Genomic DNA, 17205 nt, shown 5'->3' with positions numbered 1-17205 from the left:
TACAATGAGTAGCGAAGCGTTATTTATACAAGATAGTATGGGTGGATTTGATGAATTTGGAGTGCCAAATTTTGTAAAACAAACAAAGAATTTTTATGGCTATAATGAAGAATATAATGAAGAATATAATGAAGAATACGATGAAGAATATAATGAAGAATACGATGAAGAATTGCAAACTTTTCTAAATACTAGAGGGATAAAATTTTTACTCCATTTTACAGACTCTAGAAATATTCCTTCAATATGGAGATATGGAATGTTATCAAGAACTCGTTTAGATGAGATGGGGTTTTCATATTGTTATAGTGATGAAAAAAGGTTGGATAATAGATTAAACTATATTTCATTATCTATTACCAACTATAATAAATTTCTATATCAAGCATATAAAGAAAGAGGTACCATAAAAGATGGTGTTTTGGTATATATTGATGCAAGTATATTATATAAAGAAAACAATGATAGAATATATTATTCATCTAATGCTGCCTCAAAAGATGTTCCACACGGAAGTGAAATACGAGATTTAAAAAATTTATTTAACGATGAGATACATTGGGTAACATCTTATGGTAGAAGATCTGCATACAGAGAAGAAAATAAAGCTGATAACGAACCTACCAATATTCAAGCAGAAATTTTATTTGAAGGTGTTATTCCACCAGAATATATTAAAAAAATTGTTAGAATTGACGAAGAATATGAAGAATATGAAGAATATGAAGAATATGAAGAATATGAAGAATATGAAGAATATCGTTGCAGAGATGATTTCGAACCTCCATTTTAACATAGTAATATAATTAATTTTTATATTTATCAGTTGTTTAATGTTTGTTTTGGTGCTAAAACAAGATCGGTTTATAATCTTATAAGTAAAATTTAGATATCATCCAAAGTTTATTATATTTTTTAAAGAAAGGAATTATTGTGCCTACCATAAATCAATTGGTTAGAAAAGAGCGCAAAAAAGTTTTAGAAAAATCTAAATCTCCAGCGCTTAAAAATTGCCCACAAAGAAGGGGAGTTTGCACTAGGGTTTATACAACAACTCCTAAAAAACCAAACTCAGCGTTAAGAAAAGTTGCCAAAGTAAGACTTACTAGTGGCTTTGAAGTGATTAGCTATATCGGTGGTGAAGGTCACAACCTACAAGAACACAGCATTGTTTTAGTGCGTGGCGGTAGGGTAAAAGACTTGCCAGGTGTGAAATATCATATTGTGCGTGGTGCACTTGATACTGCGGGTGTTGCAAAAAGAACAGTTTCTCGTTCTAAATATGGTGCAAAACGCCCTAAAGCAAGTGCTAAGTAATTTTTTAGACAGACGAATCCGTTAGATTTGATTTTGTTTGAGTAAAATTTAAAATTTGAAGGAAAAATAATGAGAAGAAGAAAAGCTCCAGTAAGAGAAGTCTTGCCTGATCCGATTTATGGTAACAAAGTAATCACAAAATTTATTAATTCTTTAATGTATGATGGTAAAAAAAGCACAGCTACTACTATTATGTATGGCGCTTTAGAACTTATCGATAAAAAAGGTGGCGAAAAAAAAGGTATTGATATCTTTAATGATGCGATTGAAAATATTAAACCTTTGCTAGAAGTAAAATCTCGCCGCGTAGGTGGAGCGACTTATCAAGTTCCAGTAGAAGTTCGTCCTGCTAGACAACAAGCTTTGGCAATTCGTTGGATTATTTCTTTTGCTAGAAAAAGAAGTGAAAGAACTATGATAGATAAACTTGCAGCTGAACTTTTAGATGCGGCAAATAGCAAAGGTGCTTCATTTAAGAAAAAAGAAGATACTTATAAAATGGCTGAAGCAAATAAAGCATTTGCTCACTATCGCTGGTAAGAAGGAGAAAAAATGTCTAGAAGTACTCCTTTAAAAAGAGTTAGAAATATCGGTATTGCTGCACATATTGATGCGGGAAAAACAACTACAAGTGAGAGAATTCTTTTCTTTACAGGTATGAGCCATAAAATAGGCGAAGTGCATGATGGTGCTGCGACTATGGACTGGATGGAACAAGAAAAAGAAAGAGGTATTACTATTACCTCTGCTGCGACGACTTGTTTTTGGAAAGATCATCAAATCAATCTTATAGACACTCCGGGCCACGTGGATTTCACCATAGAAGTTGAAAGATCTATGCGTGTTCTTGATGGTGCTGTTGCAGTATTTTGTTCAGTAGGTGGGGTACAACCTCAAAGTGAAACTGTTTGGAGACAAGCAAACAAATACGGTGTTCCAAGAATAGTTTTTGTAAATAAAATGGACAGAATCGGTGCAAATTTCTATAATGTAGAAGATCAAATTCGCAATCGCTTAAAAGCTAATCCAGTTCCACTTCAAATTCCAATCGGTGCTGAAGATAATTTCAAAGGTGTTATCGATCTTGTAACTATGAAAGCTTTAGTTTGGGAAGATGATACTAAGCCAACAGATTATGTAGAAAAAGAAATTCCCGCTGAACTTAAAGAAAAGGCGGAAGAATATCGCACTAAAATGATAGAAGCGGTTTCAGAAACTTCAGATGAGTTGATGGAAAAATATCTAGGCGGTGAAGAATTAAGCCTTGAAGAAATTAAAACAGGTATCAAAGCAGGATGTTTAAGTCTTTCTATTGTTCCTATGCTTTGTGGGACTGCATTTAAAAATAAGGGTGTTCAACCTTTACTTGATGCTGTTGTAGCTTATTTGCCAGCTCCAGATGAAGTTGCAAACATCAAAGGAGAATATGAAGATGGTACAGAAGTTTCTGTAAAATCAACTGATGATGGTGAATTTGCAGGACTTGCATTTAAAATCATGACTGACCCATTTGTAGGACAATTAACTTTCGTGCGTGTTTATCGTGGATGTTTAGAAAGCGGTTCTTATGCTTATAACTCAACCAAAGATAAAAAAGAGAGAATCGGTCGTTTGTTAAAAATGCACTCTAATAAAAGAGAAGAGATTAAAGTTCTTTACGCAGGAGAGATCGGTGCAGTTGTAGGACTTAAAGATACTTTAACAGGAGATACTCTTGCGAGTGAAAAAGATAAAGTAATTCTTGAAAGAATGGATTTCCCAGATCCTGTTATTTCTGTTGCAGTAGAGCCAAAAACCAAAGCAGATCAAGAAAAAATGTCTATTGCATTAAATAAACTAGCTCAAGAAGATCCAAGCTTTAGAGTTTCTACAGATGAAGAAAGTGGTCAAACTATCATTTCAGGTATGGGTGAATTGCATCTTGAAATTATCGTTGATCGTATGCTTCGTGAATTTAAAGTAGAAGCTGAAGTGGGACAACCTCAAGTTGCTTATCGTGAAACTATTAGAAAAACTGTTGAGCAAGAATACAAATACGCTAAACAATCAGGTGGACGCGGTCAATATGGACATGTATTCTTACGTCTTGAGCCACTTGAGCCAGGTAGTGGATATGAGTTTGTTAATGATATCAAAGGTGGGGTAATTCCAAAAGAATATATTCCTGCAGTAGATAAGGGTGTTCAAGAAGCCTTACAAAATGGTGTTTTAGCAGGTTATCCAGTAGAAGATGTTAAAGTAACTGTTTATGATGGAAGCTACCATGAGGTGGATTCATCAGAGATGGCATTTAAACTTGCTGCTTCTATGGGCTTTAAAGAGGGTGCTAGAAAAGCAGGTGCTGTAATCCTTGAGCCTATGATGAAGGTTGAAGTTGAAACTCCTGAAGATTATATGGGTGATGTAATTGGCGATCTTAATAAGCGTCGCGGTCAAGTAAACAGTATGGATGAAAGAGGTGGAAATAAAATCATCACAGCATTTTGTCCTTTGGCTGAAATGTTTGGATACTCAACTGATCTTAGAAGTCAAACTCAAGGTCGTGCGACTTATTCTATGGAATTTGATCATTATGATGAAGTTCCTAAAAATGTTGCTGAGGAAATCATTAAAAAGAGAAATGGTTAAGTATTAAAGCGGGATTTTCCCGCTTTTGTCCTCGTAGCTCAGCAGGATAGAGCGCAAAATTCCTAATTTTGAGGCCGTGAGTTCGAATCTCGCCGTGGACACCATTTAAAGTTTGTATTTATTTTGCCAAGCTAAGTTTTTTAAATAAACTCAAAATAGAATTCAAATTTCAAGGAAAATTATGTTGAAATTTTTTTTCGTAATATCGTTATTATCTTCTTTACTTTTTGCTCAAAATTTTATAGATTTCGCAAGTCAAAATAATGTTTTAAAACAAGAACAAAACACAAGCAAAGAAAATGCTCCTTTGAAAAGAGTTAAAATTCCAACTCATTGAAAATGCAAGATAATATTAAATTAGCTCAATTGAATGATGGTTATCGTTACAATAGCGATTCTTTGCTTTTGGCTGATTTTGTTTTAGAAATGGGTGTAAGAAATCAAGTCCTAGAAGTAGGTTCAGGATGTGGTATTATAGGAATTTTACTTAAAAAATTTGTTTCTAATTTAGATTTATCTTTGCTTGATATACAGCAAGAAAATATAGAATTAATTCATCGTAATTTAAAACAAAACAATATACAAGCTGAGATATTCCACGAAGATTTTAGGAATTTTCAAAACAATAAAAAATTTGACTTTATAGTTTGCAATCCACCTTTTTATAGAGATGGAGCTCATGAGAGTAAAAATATGCATAAAAATATAAGTAAATTTCAAAAATATTTAACATTAGATGAATTTATTGCTAGATCTAATACTTTGTTAAAGCCTATGGGGGTATTGTATTTTTGTTACGAGGCTTTAGCTTTGGATAAAATTTGCCTTGCTTTAGAGAGTAAAAAGCTAAAATTAACTAAAATTCGTTTTGTGCATACTCATCAAAACACTCAAGCAAGGCTTGTATTGGTGCAAGCTAGAAAAAGTGTAAAGTCACCATGTGAGATTTTACCTCCTTTTTTTGTTTATAAAAATGAGAATTTAAGTGAACAAATGCAAGAGATTCACTCTAGATTTAGGTTGGAGAGTTATGATATTTAATAAAGATTTTTCTTACGGATTTGATGAAAATGCTTGTCAGAAATGTGGTGGAAAATGCTGCACAGGAGAAAGTGGAAATATTTTTGCAAATAAAGAAGAGTTAAAGGCTTTGCGAGAACATTTGCAATTAGATGAAAAAGAATTTGCTTTAAAATATTTAAAAAAGGTAGGCTTTAGAATGAGCTTTAAGGAGGTTGAATTTGAAGATGGATTTGCATGTATTTTTTTTGATAAGGAGAAAAGAAACTGCTCTATCTACGATTTTCGTCCGATGCAATGCCGTACCTTTCCTTTTTGGGAATATTTTAAAACACATCAAGAGGAGCTAAAAAAAGAATGTATAGGAATTTGTTATTTGTCTTAATAGGCTTTTTTTTAACAGCGTGCGGGGCTTCAAAAACGGTTATAGCTTATCCTAATTATGAGCAACAAAAGAGTAATGAATTTGATTTAAGAATCATGAAGGCTTATAATTATGAATATTTTAATCAATACGAAGAAGCTAGAGATGAGTTTTTGGCACTTTTTAGGGATTATAATATTACTAATTTTTTAGAAAATGCTTTTTTGCTGACTCTAGCAAATAATCTTGACAAAAAAGAAGAAATAAATAATATAGCTAAACCTTATCTTGATAAGAGTGATAATCTTAAGCGTCTTAGTGCACTTTATGCCTTAAATTCTTACAATCTTAACGAGGCTCAAAAGCTTATCGAAGAGCTTTTAAAGAAAAAAAGTGATGATCCAAGAAATTTAGAGCTTTATGGAGATGTTTTAATGCGCCAAAACAATTTAAAAGATGCCATAAAGTATTACCAACTAGCTTATAATCAAATTCAAAACGAGGAGATCTTGTTTAAGCTTGTGGGTGTTTATGCGATATTAAACGATACTTTAAGCATTAAAAATATACTTGAAACTTCAAAAAATATTAATGGTTGTACTCTTAAAACTTGTATTTTACTAGCAAAGATTTATAATGACGAGGGAAATGACAAAGCTTTACAAGAAATTTATATAGAGCTTTATAATATTACAAAAAATCAAAGTTTTATTCTAGCTCTTATCGAGCTTTTAAATGCTCAAAATAAAGATAAAGAAGCATTGCATTTTGCCTTAAAATATAATGTAGATGATGATGTAAAGCTTTATTTGTATCAAAGGTTAAAACTATACGGCAAGGCAAAAGATCTTAGTATGCAAATTTATAAACACACTCAAGAGAAAGAATATCTTTTGCGTGCAGCAATTTTTGAATTTGAAGAAGCAAATTTGGAAAAAAAAATTACCCCACAAGTTGTTACTCTTGTGAGTGAAAAATTTTCCGATGCAATTGATGAAAATAGTGATGCCTTGTATTTAAATTATTATGGATATTTGTTGATAGATTATGATTTAGATCTTGAAAAGGGTATAAAATTAGTTCATCTTGCTTTGAAAAAAGAGCCTCAAAATTTATATTATTTAGATTCTTTAGCGTGGGGGTATTATAAACAGGGTGATTGTCAAAAGGCTTGGGAAATTTTGAAGCAAACTTTAGAGGATAAAGAATTTGCAAATTCTGATGAGAGCAAAGCTCATGCAAAAGCGATAAAGGCGTGTATTAAACCATGATTTTAGATAAAATTTTTGAAAAAACTAAAGAAGATTTGAAAGAGCGTAAGGCGCAACTGCCTTATGATGTGTTGGGACGATCTTTAGCATCAAATCCTTTTTTTCCTAAAGATGTTAAAGCTGCTTTAAAAAGAGTAGAAAATGAAGTAAGAATTATCGCAGAGGTTAAAAAAGCCAGTCCAAGCAAGGGGGTTATAAGGGAAAATTTCGATCCTTTGGATATAGCTTTAAAATACGAAAAAAATGGCGCCGCTGCTATTTCAGTTTTAACAGAACCGCATTTTTTTCAAGGGAGTTTAGAATACCTTAGTATGATACGCCGTTATACGCGTGCTCCTTTGTTGCGAAAGGATTTTATTTTTGATGAGTATCAAATTTTAGAAGCTTTGGTTTATGGGGCGGATTTTGTTTTGCTTATTGCTAGAATGTTAAGTATGAAAGAGCTTAAAAGATTACTCGAATTTACAAGGCATTTGGGACTTGAAGCCTTGGTGGAAATTCACGATAAAGAAGATTTGAGTAAAGCGATTTTTTCAGGAGCTGATATTATAGGTATAAATCATCGCAATTTGGATGATTTTTCTATGGATATGAATTTATGTGAAAAGCTTATTCCACAAATTCCAAATTCAAAAATTATTATCGCAGAAAGTGGTTTAGAGGATAAAGATTTTTTAAGACATTTGCAAAATTTAGGTGTTGATGCTTTTTTAATTGGAGAATATTTTATGCGTCAAAACGATGAAGGAGAGGCTTTGAAAGCCTTGCTTTAAAAGGATAAAAATGCAGTATTTGTATGCACCATGGCGAAGTGAGTATTTTGAAAAAGAAAAGAGCGAGTGCCCTTTTTGTGATTGTGCTAATAAAATCAAAAGCGATGAAGAATTAGGGGTGATTTTTAGAGCCAAGCATTGTTTTGGCGTGATGAATCGCTATCCTTATTCTGCAGGGCATTTTATGATAATACCTTATTTGCATGAAGAGCATATAGAAAATTTAAGTGATGAAGTTTGGCAAGAGATAAGTAAATTTGTGCGTCTAGGGGTAAGAATTTTAAAAAGCGAACTCCATGCAGGCGGGGTAAATATCGGTATGAATTTGAGTAAAGATGCAGGTGCTGGGATAGCTCCTCATTGTCATTATCATCTAGTGCCGCGTTGGGCAGGAGATACTAATTTTATCACCACTATAGGAGAGACTAGGGTTTGTGGTACCAATATAGAACAAGTTTATCAAAAACTTGTTTTGGCATTTAAAAATGTTAAATGAAGTAGATTTTACGGAATTTCAAAAAGAAAATTTCTCTCTTTTAATCGATGCAAGAAGTCCTAGGGAATTTTTACATTCTCATTTGATAGGGGCGTTGAATTTTTATGCTTTAAATGATGAAGAATATCAAGAAATAGGGACAATTTATAAAAAAAATCAAGCTTTGGCTAAGGCTAGGGGCGCGAGTTATATTTGTCAAAATATGTCAAAGCATATCTTAGAGCTTACTCAAAAATTCCGTATAGGAGATAAGATCGGAATTTACTGCTCTCGTGGGGGTTTGCGTTCAAAATCTATTGCAGTGATTTTGAGCGAATTAGGCTATAGAGTGGTGCGTTTAAAGGGTGGCTTTAAAGCTTATAGAAGTTTTTTGGCGCATTATTTTGATAATGAAATAAATTTAGATTTTTTTGCTCTTTGTGGTAATACAGGCTGTGGAAAAACAGAGCTTTTGGAGCTTTTGCCCCATCATTTAAATTTAGAAAAAATGGCAAATCATCTAGGATCTTCTTTTGGTGATATTTTAGGTGCTCAGCCTACGCAAAAAGCTTTTGAAGCAAGCCTTTTTCATGCTTTAAATTCTTTAAAAGATTTTATCTTTATAGAGAGCGAAAGTCGTAAAATAGGTGAAATAGTTTTGCCTTTAAAGCTTTATGAAAAAATGCAAAAAGCATTTAAAATTCATTGTTTTTGTTCTTTAGAAAAGCGCATAGACAGGATACAAAAGATCTATCAAGAAAAAATGACTCCTTTAAAATTTAAAGAATGTCTTGCTAAGATTAGTCCTTATATCAGTGTAAATTTTCGTCAGGATTTGCTAAAAAGTTATGAGCAAAGAGAATGGCAAAGGCTTATTGCCTTGCTTTTGGCTTATTATGATAAGAGTTATAAAAAGCCACAAAAAATAGATTTTGAGCTAAACACTGATGATATCTTCAAAGCCAAAGAAGAGCTTTTAGGCTATTTTAAAACGCAATTGCTTTTTTAATACTAGATAATTTCTACTTTTAATTTAAAAAACTTTTACCAAATCATCAAAATTTTTCTTTACCATCTTGCAAGAATTCTTTTTTAATTTTGTTAAATTTTTTCAGTTTAGCTCCAATTTTTTATTTTAATGCTAGTAAATTTGAGTTATAGAGAAGTGAAATATTTTTTTAAAGTACCTATTTATGGTAATTTAAGATAAAAAAATAAACTTTGATAAAAAAATATATAAAATATTTCTTAAATTTATATTTTTTTAAACCATTTTAAATATAATTATCTCGCAATTAAATTTTGTAAGAAAGGATAGGTAAATGAATGCGATAAATTCAAGTTTTATTGTGTTGTGTACTTTGCTAGTTTTGCTTATGACTCCAGCTTTGGCAATGTTTTATTCAGGTATGGTAAGAAGTAAAAATACTCTTAATACTATAATGAATTGCTTTATCGTTTTTGGTGTCATTACTTTACAATGGGTAGTGCTTGGATTTAGTCTTTCTTTTGGTAAAGATGAAGGACTTGGGCTTGTAGGAAATTTCGAGAATTTCCTCTTAGAGGGTATTAGCGGATACAACGCTTCAGGCGTTCCAAATATTCTTTTTGTGATTTTTCAAATGATGTTTGCACTTATTGCATCTGCTATTATAACAGGCTCTTTGGTGGGAAGAATTAAACTGGGTGTCTTGGTGATATTTCTACTTTTTTGGAGTACTTTAGTTTATGATGTGTTAGCGCATATGATTTGGAGTAGCGAGGGATTTTTGCTTAAAAGAGGAAGTCTTGATTTTGCTGGGGGCGGTGTTGTGCATATTAGCTCTGGGGTTGCCGGACTTGTAGGAGCTTTGATGGTAGGCGCTAGAAAAAGTGATGATGAGGATAAAAACGCGCATTCTATTCCTTATGCTTTCTTGGGTGCGATTTTGCTTTTTATAGGATGGTTAGGTTTTAATGCTGGAAGTGCTGGCGAAATGAATGATATTGCTATCAATGCTTTTATAGTAAGTATTATATCAGCGGCTTGTGGCTTTTTATCTTGGGTAGTACTTGAGTGGCTCATCCATAAGAAACCGACTATTTTAGGTGGGCTTAGTGGGCTTGTAGCAGGGCTTGTGGGGATTACTCCAGCTTGTGGTTATGTAGATATTTACGCTTCTCTTGTTATAGGGGCTTTGTCTTCTGTATTTTGTTATTTTGGTTTGAGTTTTATCAAATACAAACTCAAATGGGATGATTCTTTAGATGCTTTTTCTTTGCATGGAATCGGAGGTATTTGGGGAGGAATTGCCACAGGGCTTTTTGCAAGTGCTAAAGTAAATCCTAATGTGATTGCCCAAAATGCACTTGGCGAGGGATTTTTTATCAGTGGAAGTTTAGAGCTTTTAAAAGAGCAAATTTTTGCTATTGTGATTTGTGTAGTTTTGTCAGCTCTTGTAAGCTTTATTATTTTTAAGATCATTTCTTGTTTTACAGACTTAAGGGTAAAAGAAGAAGTAGAGCAAAAAGGCTTAGATGTAAGCTTGCACGGAGAAAAAGCTTATACTTTGGCTTAGTTGGCTAAATTTTTACCGAAAAGTCCTTGTTAATCTTTAAAAAATGATAGACAAGGACTCCAAATTCATTCTTAGTTAAAATCAGACAAGTACTTTAAAACAAATTGAGTAAATTCATCGCTATCATTTGGGCAGGTGATTAAATCATAATCACATTTTGCTAAATGTTTATACTCTATACCTAGCTCAAAAATCGTTTCAGAACAATCTATACAAAAAGAAATAGGATAAATCAAAGCTTTGTTATCTAAATTTGCCAAAATATCGCTTGTATTTGGTTCAAGCCATTTTACTGGACCTAATTTTGATTGGTAAGCTAAGATAATCTTATCAAAATGATCTTTTAATCTTTCTTTTAAAAGTTCTACATGATGATTGACATGTTTTTCATATAAATCACCCTTATCGATAATGCTTTGCGGTAAAGAATGTGCTGAAAAAATCAAAGTTTTAGCATCAAACTCACTTTTTTTAGCCAAAATGTGAGAAATAATCATTTCATTATAAAGCGTATTTTCATAAAAAATGTCCACAGTCTTTATTTTTGCTTTGATTTTTTGTTTTGAAATTTCATTTTGTAAAACTTCAAGTGATGAGGTAACTGTGGTGCTTGAGTGATGTGGATAAAGCGGAAAAAGAATGATTTCATCATTTTCGTTTAAAGTGTATTTTTGCAAAACTTCATTTGCAAAAGGTGGCACATAAAGATTGACAAAGTCAAATTTAAAGTCTTTTGTTTTTGCATTAAGTTTTTCGCACAAACTTTGAGTAAGCTCATTGAGTGGAGATTTTCCACCCATTTGTTTATAATTTTCTCTCATAGCTTTTACGCGAGATTTTGTAATGATCCACGCTACAAATCTTCTTATAAATTTATTTTTAATACCCAAAATATAAGGATCGTTAAACATATTTTTTAAAAAAGTTTCACAATCTTGTAAATTTGTGGCTCCGCCCATATTTAAAAATAAAACCAATTTCATTTAAAAACCTTTTTTAGTTTTATTTTACTTCAGTATGGATTTAAAATCAATAAATTTTTTATCTTAAGTATTTGAAGATTTTATTGAAGCTCAAGTTATTTGAAAGATATTGCATTATTTTAGAAAAATTAAAATTTTTCTAAAATTTCTTGCACAGCGTAAGCATTTTGTATATTTGCTAGGTAATTTTCCTTATTTAAAAACAAATCATATAAAGCCATATGCTCCCCAAAAAGCGGTGTTTGTGTCATCAGCTCCAAGCTTTGTCCGTCTTTGCTTAAGGAAAAATCTACTAAATTTGCCTCGTAAAAATGATTTTTACTTACAAGTGTAATTTTTCTTAGTCTTTGCGTACTGTTCCAGCTTTGATGCACACAAGCGATCGTTTTTTCTAGCTTGCAAGTTATAATGCTTTCATCTTCTCTTTGTTTGTCTTTATTGAAGCTTTTTAAAATGTTAGCGTTTATAATTTTCCCTCCGCTTAAAAAATGAAGCAAGTCAAGATCATGCACAGCCAAATCTTGTAAAATTCCTACATCACTGATTCTTTGTGGGTAAGTGGAAAATCTTTGTATATTGATGCTGATAATTTCCTCGTTTTGAAGCTCTTTTTTTAGAGCTAAAACCGCAGGATTAAATCTCTCGCAAAATCCCACACCCACTTTTACATCATGGTCTTTAGCCAAATTTGAAATTTCATCTATTTCATTTAAATTCAGTGCTAAAGGTTTTTCAATCAATACGCATTTGCACTTACAAAAAACCTTTCTAGCTATTTCTAAATGTGAATTTGTCGGCGTTGCAATGATGATGATATCATTATCTTGATTTAAAAATTCATCCAAATTAGTAAAAAAGGGTGCATTTAAATTTTTATTTTCAACCATATCAAACAAAGCATTGATTTTAAAATTTTTATTTTTACCAAGCTCGTTTAAATGGTTTTGCCCCATTTTTCCAAGGCCTATAATTCCTATTTTCAAGAGAAAAATCCTTCATTTTCAAGCTCACTTAAAACTTGTTTTAAAAGTTTAATTTTTTCCCATTGAGAATGAGTGAAGATTTCATTTCCTTCTTCAGTGGAGCTAAAGCCACATTGTGTGCTGATTTCAATTTGTTTTGGACTTAAAAATTGAGCTGCTATTTTCACTCTTGCTTTTAACTCTTCTACGCTCGGACTTTCATTGGTTTTGCTAGTAAGAATTCCTAAAACCGCAATTTGATCATTTATATATTTTAAAGGTTCAAAATCTCCAGCCCTTTCATCATCAAATTCTAAGAAGAATTTATCGACTCTAAGTTCGCCAAAAAGTTTCTTGGCAACTTTCATATAGCCTCCGCTTGCCACATAGCGACTGCGGTAGTTTCCACGACAAATATGAATCGCGCTCATTATGTTTTTTGGCATAGTTTTTAAACTCTCATTTAAAAAATCTACATATTCTTCACAAATATCATCTGCGTTAATTTCATTTAAAGCGCAAAATTCATAATCACATAAAGAACCAAAGCTTGTATCATCAAGTTGCAAATATACTCCGCCAAGAGCTGCAAATTCTTTGTAAAAATTTTCATAAGCATTTAAAATATCATTTTTAAGTTTTGTAAAATCTTTGCCATAGTAATTAAATTCTGTGTTTTTGCCCCCACGGATAAAAAGCATATATAAAAGCATTGATGGACTTGGAATGGTAAGTTTTAAGCGATTCGTATCTATTTTTAAACCTTTTGCGATTTGTATTAATCTTTCAAAATCTTTTAAAAAAGGATGATTATTGCACTCGATTTTACTTTCAATTTCAATACCTTCAGCTCTTGTTTCTATCCCTTTAAAGACATAACCCTTTTCTTTTTTGATTTTTTTAATACCACCAAAACCCCAGTAAAAATCAAGATGCCACCAAGAACGGCGTAATTCTCCATCGCTTAAATAATAAATTCCCGCCTTATCACACTCTTCTAAAAGATCTCTTATACAAGAATCTTCAATGCTGCGAAGTTGTTCTTCATCTATTTTTCCCAAGGCAAAATTTTCTCTAGCTTCTTTTAAAATTTTGGGTCTTAAAAAAGAGCCCACTTGATCTAATTTCATAGTCCTTCCTTAAATATTTTAATTACACTTTCTTGCTCACTTTGACTTAAAAATGCTGAAAATGGCAAGGATAAAATATGCTCACTCGCAAATTCTGATTTTTCTAATTTTAGACGCGAAAATTCACTGAAGCAAGGTTGTTTATGAAGTGGCGTAGGATAATGGATAGCATAAGGAATGTTTGCTTTTTCAAAAGCTTTTAAAACTCTAGCTCTATCTTCTACTAAAACGCTATATTGTGCATAAGCACTGATAGCGTTTTCATCAATTTTTGGAATTTGACAATTTGTCAAATTTTCGTTGTAGAATTTTGCTATTTCTTGTCTTTTGTTAATTTCTTCATCTAGGTGTTTTAATTTTACATTTAAAATGGCTGCTTGAAGAGTATCAAGACGAGCATTTATCCCTATAAATTCATGTTTATAGCGATCAGTTTGTCCGTGGTTGAGTAAAATTCTTAATTTTTTAGCTATGCTCTCATCATTGCAAAAAATCGCTCCACCATCGCCATAAGCCCCCAAAGGCTTAGAAGGAAAAAAGCTAGTGCATGAAATTTTGGCAATAGAGCAAGATTTTTCACCCTTAAAGCTTGCTCCAAAACTTTGTGCGCCATCTTCAATCAAGCTTATATTTTTACTTTCGCAAAAGGTGTTTAATTCTTGTAAATTACTCATTTGACCAAACATACTCACAGCAATAATTGCTTTTGTTTTGGGGCTGATGGCATTTTTTAAGAGTTCAAAATCGATATTAAAATTATCTAAATTTATATCTACAAATACAGGCTTAGCTCCCAGTAGTGCTACCATTTCAGCGGTGGCTATAAAAGTAAAGCTAGGAACTATGACTTCATCTCCTTGTTTGATATCTAAAGCCCTTAAAGCAAGATATAAAGCACTTGTGCCACTTGAGCATCCTATGGCGTGTTGCACATGAGTGTATTGGGCTAAATTTGTTTCAAATTCATTTAATTTTGCACCCCCTATAAAAGAGGAGCTTGATAAAACACTTGCGATTTCAGAATCGATTTCTTCTTTATATTTAAGATATTGAGCTTGAAGATTGATAAAATTCATAAAAAACCTTGAAAATTAAAGAAATTAATTAAAAAGGCTTATTGTATTTTAGTTTTACTTAATTTAAAGTAATTTTGGTATGATATGCTTTTATAAAAATTTCTTAGGAAAATCTTATGGATGTTAGAAGTGAATATTTAAATTTTTTTAAGTCTAAGGGTCATGAAATCACCCCTTCAAGTCCTTTAGTTCCTGATGATGCAACTTTGCTTTTTACAAATGCAGGAATGGTGCCTTTTAAAAGTATATTTATAGGAGAAGTGCCTCGTCCAAACCCACCACGCAAAACAAGTTGCCAAACTTGTATAAGAGCAGGGGGAAAGCACAATGATTTAGATAATGTAGGCTATACCGCTCGCCATCATACTTTTTTTGAAATGTTAGGAAATTTCAGTTTTGGGGATTATTTTAAAGAACAAGCTATCGCTTATGCTTGGGAATTTGTAACTGAAGTATTAAAACTTCCTAAAGATAGACTTTATGTAACCGTGCATGAAAGCGATGATGAAGCGTTTGAATTGTGGCAAAAACATATTCAAAAAGAAAGAATTTATAGATTTGGCGATAAGGATAATTTTTGGCAAATGGGCGATACAGGTCCTTGTGGTCCTTGTAGTGAGATTTTTTATGATCAAGGCGAAGAGTATTTTAATGGTGAAGAAGATTATATGGGTGGAGATGGAGATAGGTTCTTAGAAATTTGGAACCTTGTTTTCATGCAGTATGAAAGAAGTGCTGATGGTAAACTTACACCTTTGCCAAAACCAAGTATTGATACAGGAATGGGGCTTGAGAGGGTTACGGCTATCAAAGAGGGTAAATTTAGCAATTTTGACAGCTCGCTTTTTATGCCTATTATCAATGAAATTGCAAAACTTTGCGGAAAAACTTATGTTTATGAAAGTGGAGCTAGCTTTAGAGTCATAGCTGATCATATAAGATCGAGTGTATTTTTGCTTGCTCAAGGAACGAGTTTTGATAAAGAAGGTAGGGGCTATGTTTTACGCCGTATTTTACGCCGTGCTTTAAGACATGGGTATTTATTGGGGCTTAAAAAACCTTTTATGTATAATTTAGTTGATGTGGTTTGCAAGCTTATGGGTGATCATTATACCTACCTTAATGAAAAGAAAGATTTTGTAAAAGAGCAAATCCGCTTAGAAGAAGAGAGATTTTTAAGCACTATAGAAAACGGTATTGAAATTTTTAATGAAGAGCTTAAAAACACCAAAGAAGTTTTTAGCGGAGAGGTTGCATTTAAACTTTATGATACTTATGGTTTTCCACTTGATTTAACGCAAGATATGTTAAGAGAAAAAAATCTTGTGGTAGATGAGGCTAAATTTGAAGAATTGATGAATGAACAAAAAAATCGTGCAAAAGCTTCTTGGAAAGGAAGCGGCGATAAGGTAGCAAGTGGAGATTTTAAAAATTTACTTGAAAAATTTGGAGAAAATTGCTTTGTGGGTTATGAAAAAACAGAATGTCAAGCCACCGTTTTAGCTCTTTTAGATGAAGATTTTAAAGAAGTTTCAAGTCTTAAAGGTTTAGGCTGGGTTATGCTTGATAATACTCCTTTTTATGCAACAAGTGGGGGGCAAATTGCTGATACAGGATATATAGGAACTAGCGAAGTGCTAGATACTCAAAAGTTTTTCAATCTCAATCTTAGTCTTGTAAAAGCTAATGAAGAAATCAAGCTTAATGATAAGATCATAGCAAAAATTGATACCGATAAAAGAGAACAAACTGCACGCCATCATTCAGCTACTCATCTTTTGCACCACGCTTTAAGAGAAATTTTGGGCTCTCATATCAGTCAAGCAGGTTCTTTGGTTGAAAGCAATAAATTAAGATTTGATTTTACTCATCACAAAGCTTTAAGCAAGGAAGAATTAGAAAGTATTGAAAAAAGAGTCAATGAAATGATCATTAACTCAAGCGAAGCAATCTTAGAGAATATGCCTTTAGAAGATGCTAAAAAAAGTGGAGCCATTGCTTTGTTTAATGAAAAATATCAAGGCAATGTACGCGTTTTAACCTTAGGTGAAAGTAAAGAGCTTTGCGGAGGAACTCATGTAAAAAATACAGCTCAAATAGGAAGTTTTTACATAGTTAAAGAAAGTGGTGTAAGTGCAGGTGTAAGGCGTATAGAAGCGGTTGTTTCAAGAGCAGCTTTAGAATTTTGCAAGACTTTTATGAATGAAAATTTAAATCTTAAAGAAGAGCTTAAAAGCAATGATTTAAGTCTTGGGGTAAAAAAACTTAAAAATGAAATTCTAAAATTAAAAAATGAGCTTAAAAATTCCAATAAATCACAGCTTAACTCAAGCAATATCAACGGAGTTCAAATTTGCGTTGAATGCGTAGAAAGTGGTGATATAAAAACTATGATTGATGAATTTAAAAACAAATTCGAAAAAGCTGCTATTTTGCTAATACAAGCAAAAGATGATAAGATAACCCTTGCAGCGGGTGTGAAAAATTGTCCTTTAAAAGCTGGAAATTTGGTTAAAAATATTGCTCAAATTTTAGGTGGCAATGGCGGCGGAAGAGATGATTTTGCTACGGCAGGTGGTAAAGATATAAGCAAGATAGATGAAGCTTTAAAACAGGCTTTAGATTTGATCCAAAAAGGACTTTAAGCA

Annotated in this window: 17 protein-coding genes and 1 tRNA gene; 14 read left to right on the top strand and 4 right to left on the bottom strand. The window is 32.4% G+C overall.

Going from position 1 to position 17205, the window contains the following annotated elements; translation table 11 throughout:
- The first annotated feature begins 4 nt into the window (after window positions 1-4).
- From AAID94_06630 to AAID94_06570, 13 genes are all read left to right on the top strand, one after another.
- A complete protein-coding gene (locus AAID94_06630) occupies window positions 5-793 on the top strand; it encodes a DarT ssDNA thymidine ADP-ribosyltransferase family protein (GenBank protein ID XAK23513.1) in 789 nt (262 codons plus the stop codon).
- Window positions 794-933: 140 nt separating this feature from the next.
- The gene (rpsL, locus tag AAID94_06625; GenBank protein ID XAK23512.1) at window positions 934-1317 is read left to right on the top strand and encodes a 30S ribosomal protein S12; all 384 of its coding nucleotides are present in this window, start codon (window positions 934-936) and stop codon (window positions 1315-1317) included.
- 69 nt (window positions 1318-1386) lie between these two features.
- The gene (rpsG, locus tag AAID94_06620; GenBank protein XAK23511.1) at window positions 1387-1857 is read left to right on the top strand and encodes a 30S ribosomal protein S7; all 471 of its coding nucleotides are present in this window, start codon (window positions 1387-1389) and stop codon (window positions 1855-1857) included.
- A gap of 12 nt (window positions 1858-1869) precedes the next feature.
- Complete coding sequence (gene fusA / locus AAID94_06615) at window positions 1870-3945, top strand: elongation factor G (protein ID XAK23510.1); 2076 nt, start codon at window positions 1870-1872, stop codon at window positions 3943-3945.
- Between the two features lie 27 nt (window positions 3946-3972).
- Window positions 3973-4049: transfer RNA gene (locus AAID94_06610), tRNA-Arg, on the top strand.
- A 77-nt stretch (window positions 4050-4126) separates the two neighbouring features.
- Complete coding sequence (locus tag AAID94_06605; protein XAK23509.1) at window positions 4127-4282, top strand: hypothetical protein; 156 nt, start codon at window positions 4127-4129, stop codon at window positions 4280-4282.
- Window positions 4283-4284: 2 nt separating this feature from the next.
- Window positions 4285-4986 (top strand): methyltransferase, encoded by a 702-nt coding sequence (locus AAID94_06600; protein ID XAK23508.1) that lies wholly within the window; start codon window positions 4285-4287, stop codon window positions 4984-4986.
- Window positions 4976-5350, top strand: coding sequence for a YkgJ family cysteine cluster protein (locus tag AAID94_06595; GenBank protein ID XAK23507.1), 375 nt, complete (start codon window positions 4976-4978; stop codon window positions 5348-5350). Before AAID94_06600 ends, AAID94_06595 begins: the two co-directional genes overlap by 11 nt.
- Window positions 5323-6600: a tetratricopeptide repeat protein gene (locus AAID94_06590; GenBank protein XAK23506.1), complete on the top strand. Its 1278-nt coding sequence runs from the start codon at window positions 5323-5325 to the stop codon at window positions 6598-6600. The genes AAID94_06595 and AAID94_06590 overlap by 28 nt, the downstream gene beginning before the upstream one ends.
- On the top strand, window positions 6597-7373 hold the full coding sequence (gene trpC, locus AAID94_06585) for an indole-3-glycerol phosphate synthase TrpC (protein ID XAK23505.1): 777 nt from the start codon (window positions 6597-6599) through the stop codon (window positions 7371-7373). Before AAID94_06590 ends, trpC begins: the two co-directional genes overlap by 4 nt.
- A 10-nt stretch (window positions 7374-7383) precedes the next feature.
- Window positions 7384-7869, top strand: coding sequence for an HIT domain-containing protein (locus tag AAID94_06580; GenBank protein ID XAK23504.1), 486 nt, complete (start codon window positions 7384-7386; stop codon window positions 7867-7869).
- Window positions 7859-8857 carry a tRNA 2-selenouridine(34) synthase MnmH gene (mnmH, locus tag AAID94_06575; GenBank protein ID XAK23503.1) on the top strand — a complete coding sequence of 333 codons (999 nt, stop codon included), beginning with the start codon at window positions 7859-7861 and terminating at the stop codon, window positions 8855-8857. The genes AAID94_06580 and mnmH overlap by 11 nt, the downstream gene beginning before the upstream one ends.
- A gap of 313 nt (window positions 8858-9170) precedes the next feature.
- On the top strand, window positions 9171-10406 hold the full coding sequence (locus AAID94_06570) for an ammonium transporter (GenBank protein ID XAK23502.1): 1236 nt from the start codon (window positions 9171-9173) through the stop codon (window positions 10404-10406).
- A 71-nt stretch (window positions 10407-10477) separates the two neighbouring features.
- On the opposite strand, the gene hemH is transcribed toward AAID94_06570, so the two are convergent.
- From hemH to AAID94_06550, 4 genes are all read right to left on the bottom strand, one after another.
- On the bottom strand, window positions 10478-11389 hold the full coding sequence (gene hemH / locus AAID94_06565; GenBank protein XAK23501.1) for a ferrochelatase: 912 nt from the start codon (window positions 11387-11389) through the stop codon (window positions 10478-10480).
- A 128-nt stretch (window positions 11390-11517) separates the two neighbouring features.
- Complete coding sequence (locus AAID94_06560; protein ID XAK23500.1) at window positions 11518-12372, bottom strand: Gfo/Idh/MocA family oxidoreductase; 855 nt, start codon at window positions 12370-12372, stop codon at window positions 11518-11520.
- The gene (locus tag AAID94_06555) at window positions 12369-13481 is read right to left on the bottom strand and encodes a 5-methyltetrahydropteroyltriglutamate--homocysteine S-methyltransferase (GenBank protein ID XAK23499.1); all 1113 of its coding nucleotides are present in this window, start codon (window positions 13479-13481) and stop codon (window positions 12369-12371) included. The genes AAID94_06560 and AAID94_06555 overlap by 4 nt, the downstream gene beginning before the upstream one ends.
- Window positions 13478-14557: a DegT/DnrJ/EryC1/StrS aminotransferase family protein gene (locus tag AAID94_06550; GenBank protein XAK23498.1), complete on the bottom strand. Its 1080-nt coding sequence runs from the start codon at window positions 14555-14557 to the stop codon at window positions 13478-13480. The genes AAID94_06555 and AAID94_06550 overlap by 4 nt, the downstream gene beginning before the upstream one ends.
- 116 nt (window positions 14558-14673) lie before the next feature.
- Between AAID94_06550 and alaS the strand changes: the two genes are divergently transcribed.
- Window positions 14674-17202, top strand: a complete 2529-nt coding sequence (gene alaS / locus AAID94_06545; GenBank protein ID XAK23497.1) for an alanine--tRNA ligase — start codon at window positions 14674-14676, stop codon at window positions 17200-17202.
- Window positions 17203-17205: the final 3 nt, after the last annotated feature.

Origin of the sequence: Campylobacter coli, assembly GCA_039516895.1 — a bacterium.
GTDB lineage: Bacteria > Campylobacterota > Campylobacteria > Campylobacterales > Campylobacteraceae > Campylobacter_D > Campylobacter_D coli_B.
This window is presented reverse-complemented; position numbering and strand designations above follow the sequence as displayed.

Excerpts from the sequence above, each read along its gene's own strand:
- AAID94_06555 (XAK23499.1), bottom strand. The coding sequence starts at position 13,481 with ATGAAATTAGATCAAGTGGGCTCTTTTTTAAGACCCAAAATTTTAAAA.
- AAID94_06590 (XAK23506.1), top strand. The coding sequence starts at position 5,323 with ATGTATAGGAATTTGTTATTTGTCTTAATAGGCTTTTTTTTAACAGCG.
- AAID94_06630 (XAK23513.1), top strand. The coding sequence starts at position 5 with ATGAGTAGCGAAGCGTTATTTATACAAGATAGTATGGGTGGATTTGAT.
- AAID94_06600 (XAK23508.1), top strand. The coding sequence starts at position 4,285 with ATGCAAGATAATATTAAATTAGCTCAATTGAATGATGGTTATCGTTAC.
- AAID94_06605 (XAK23509.1), top strand. The coding sequence starts at position 4,127 with ATGTTGAAATTTTTTTTCGTAATATCGTTATTATCTTCTTTACTTTTT.
- AAID94_06550 (XAK23498.1), bottom strand. The coding sequence starts at position 14,557 with ATGAATTTTATCAATCTTCAAGCTCAATATCTTAAATATAAAGAAGAA.
- alaS (XAK23497.1), top strand. The coding sequence starts at position 14,674 with ATGGATGTTAGAAGTGAATATTTAAATTTTTTTAAGTCTAAGGGTCAT.
- AAID94_06580 (XAK23504.1), top strand. The coding sequence starts at position 7,384 with ATGCAGTATTTGTATGCACCATGGCGAAGTGAGTATTTTGAAAAAGAA.
- AAID94_06570 (XAK23502.1), top strand. The coding sequence starts at position 9,171 with ATGAATGCGATAAATTCAAGTTTTATTGTGTTGTGTACTTTGCTAGTT.
- mnmH (XAK23503.1), top strand. The coding sequence starts at position 7,859 with ATGTTAAATGAAGTAGATTTTACGGAATTTCAAAAAGAAAATTTCTCT.
- hemH (XAK23501.1), bottom strand. The coding sequence starts at position 11,389 with ATGAAATTGGTTTTATTTTTAAATATGGGCGGAGCCACAAATTTACAA.
- AAID94_06595 (XAK23507.1), top strand. The coding sequence starts at position 4,976 with ATGATATTTAATAAAGATTTTTCTTACGGATTTGATGAAAATGCTTGT.
- trpC (XAK23505.1), top strand. The coding sequence starts at position 6,597 with ATGATTTTAGATAAAATTTTTGAAAAAACTAAAGAAGATTTGAAAGAG.
- fusA (XAK23510.1), top strand. The coding sequence starts at position 1,870 with ATGTCTAGAAGTACTCCTTTAAAAAGAGTTAGAAATATCGGTATTGCT.
- rpsG (XAK23511.1), top strand. The coding sequence starts at position 1,387 with ATGAGAAGAAGAAAAGCTCCAGTAAGAGAAGTCTTGCCTGATCCGATT.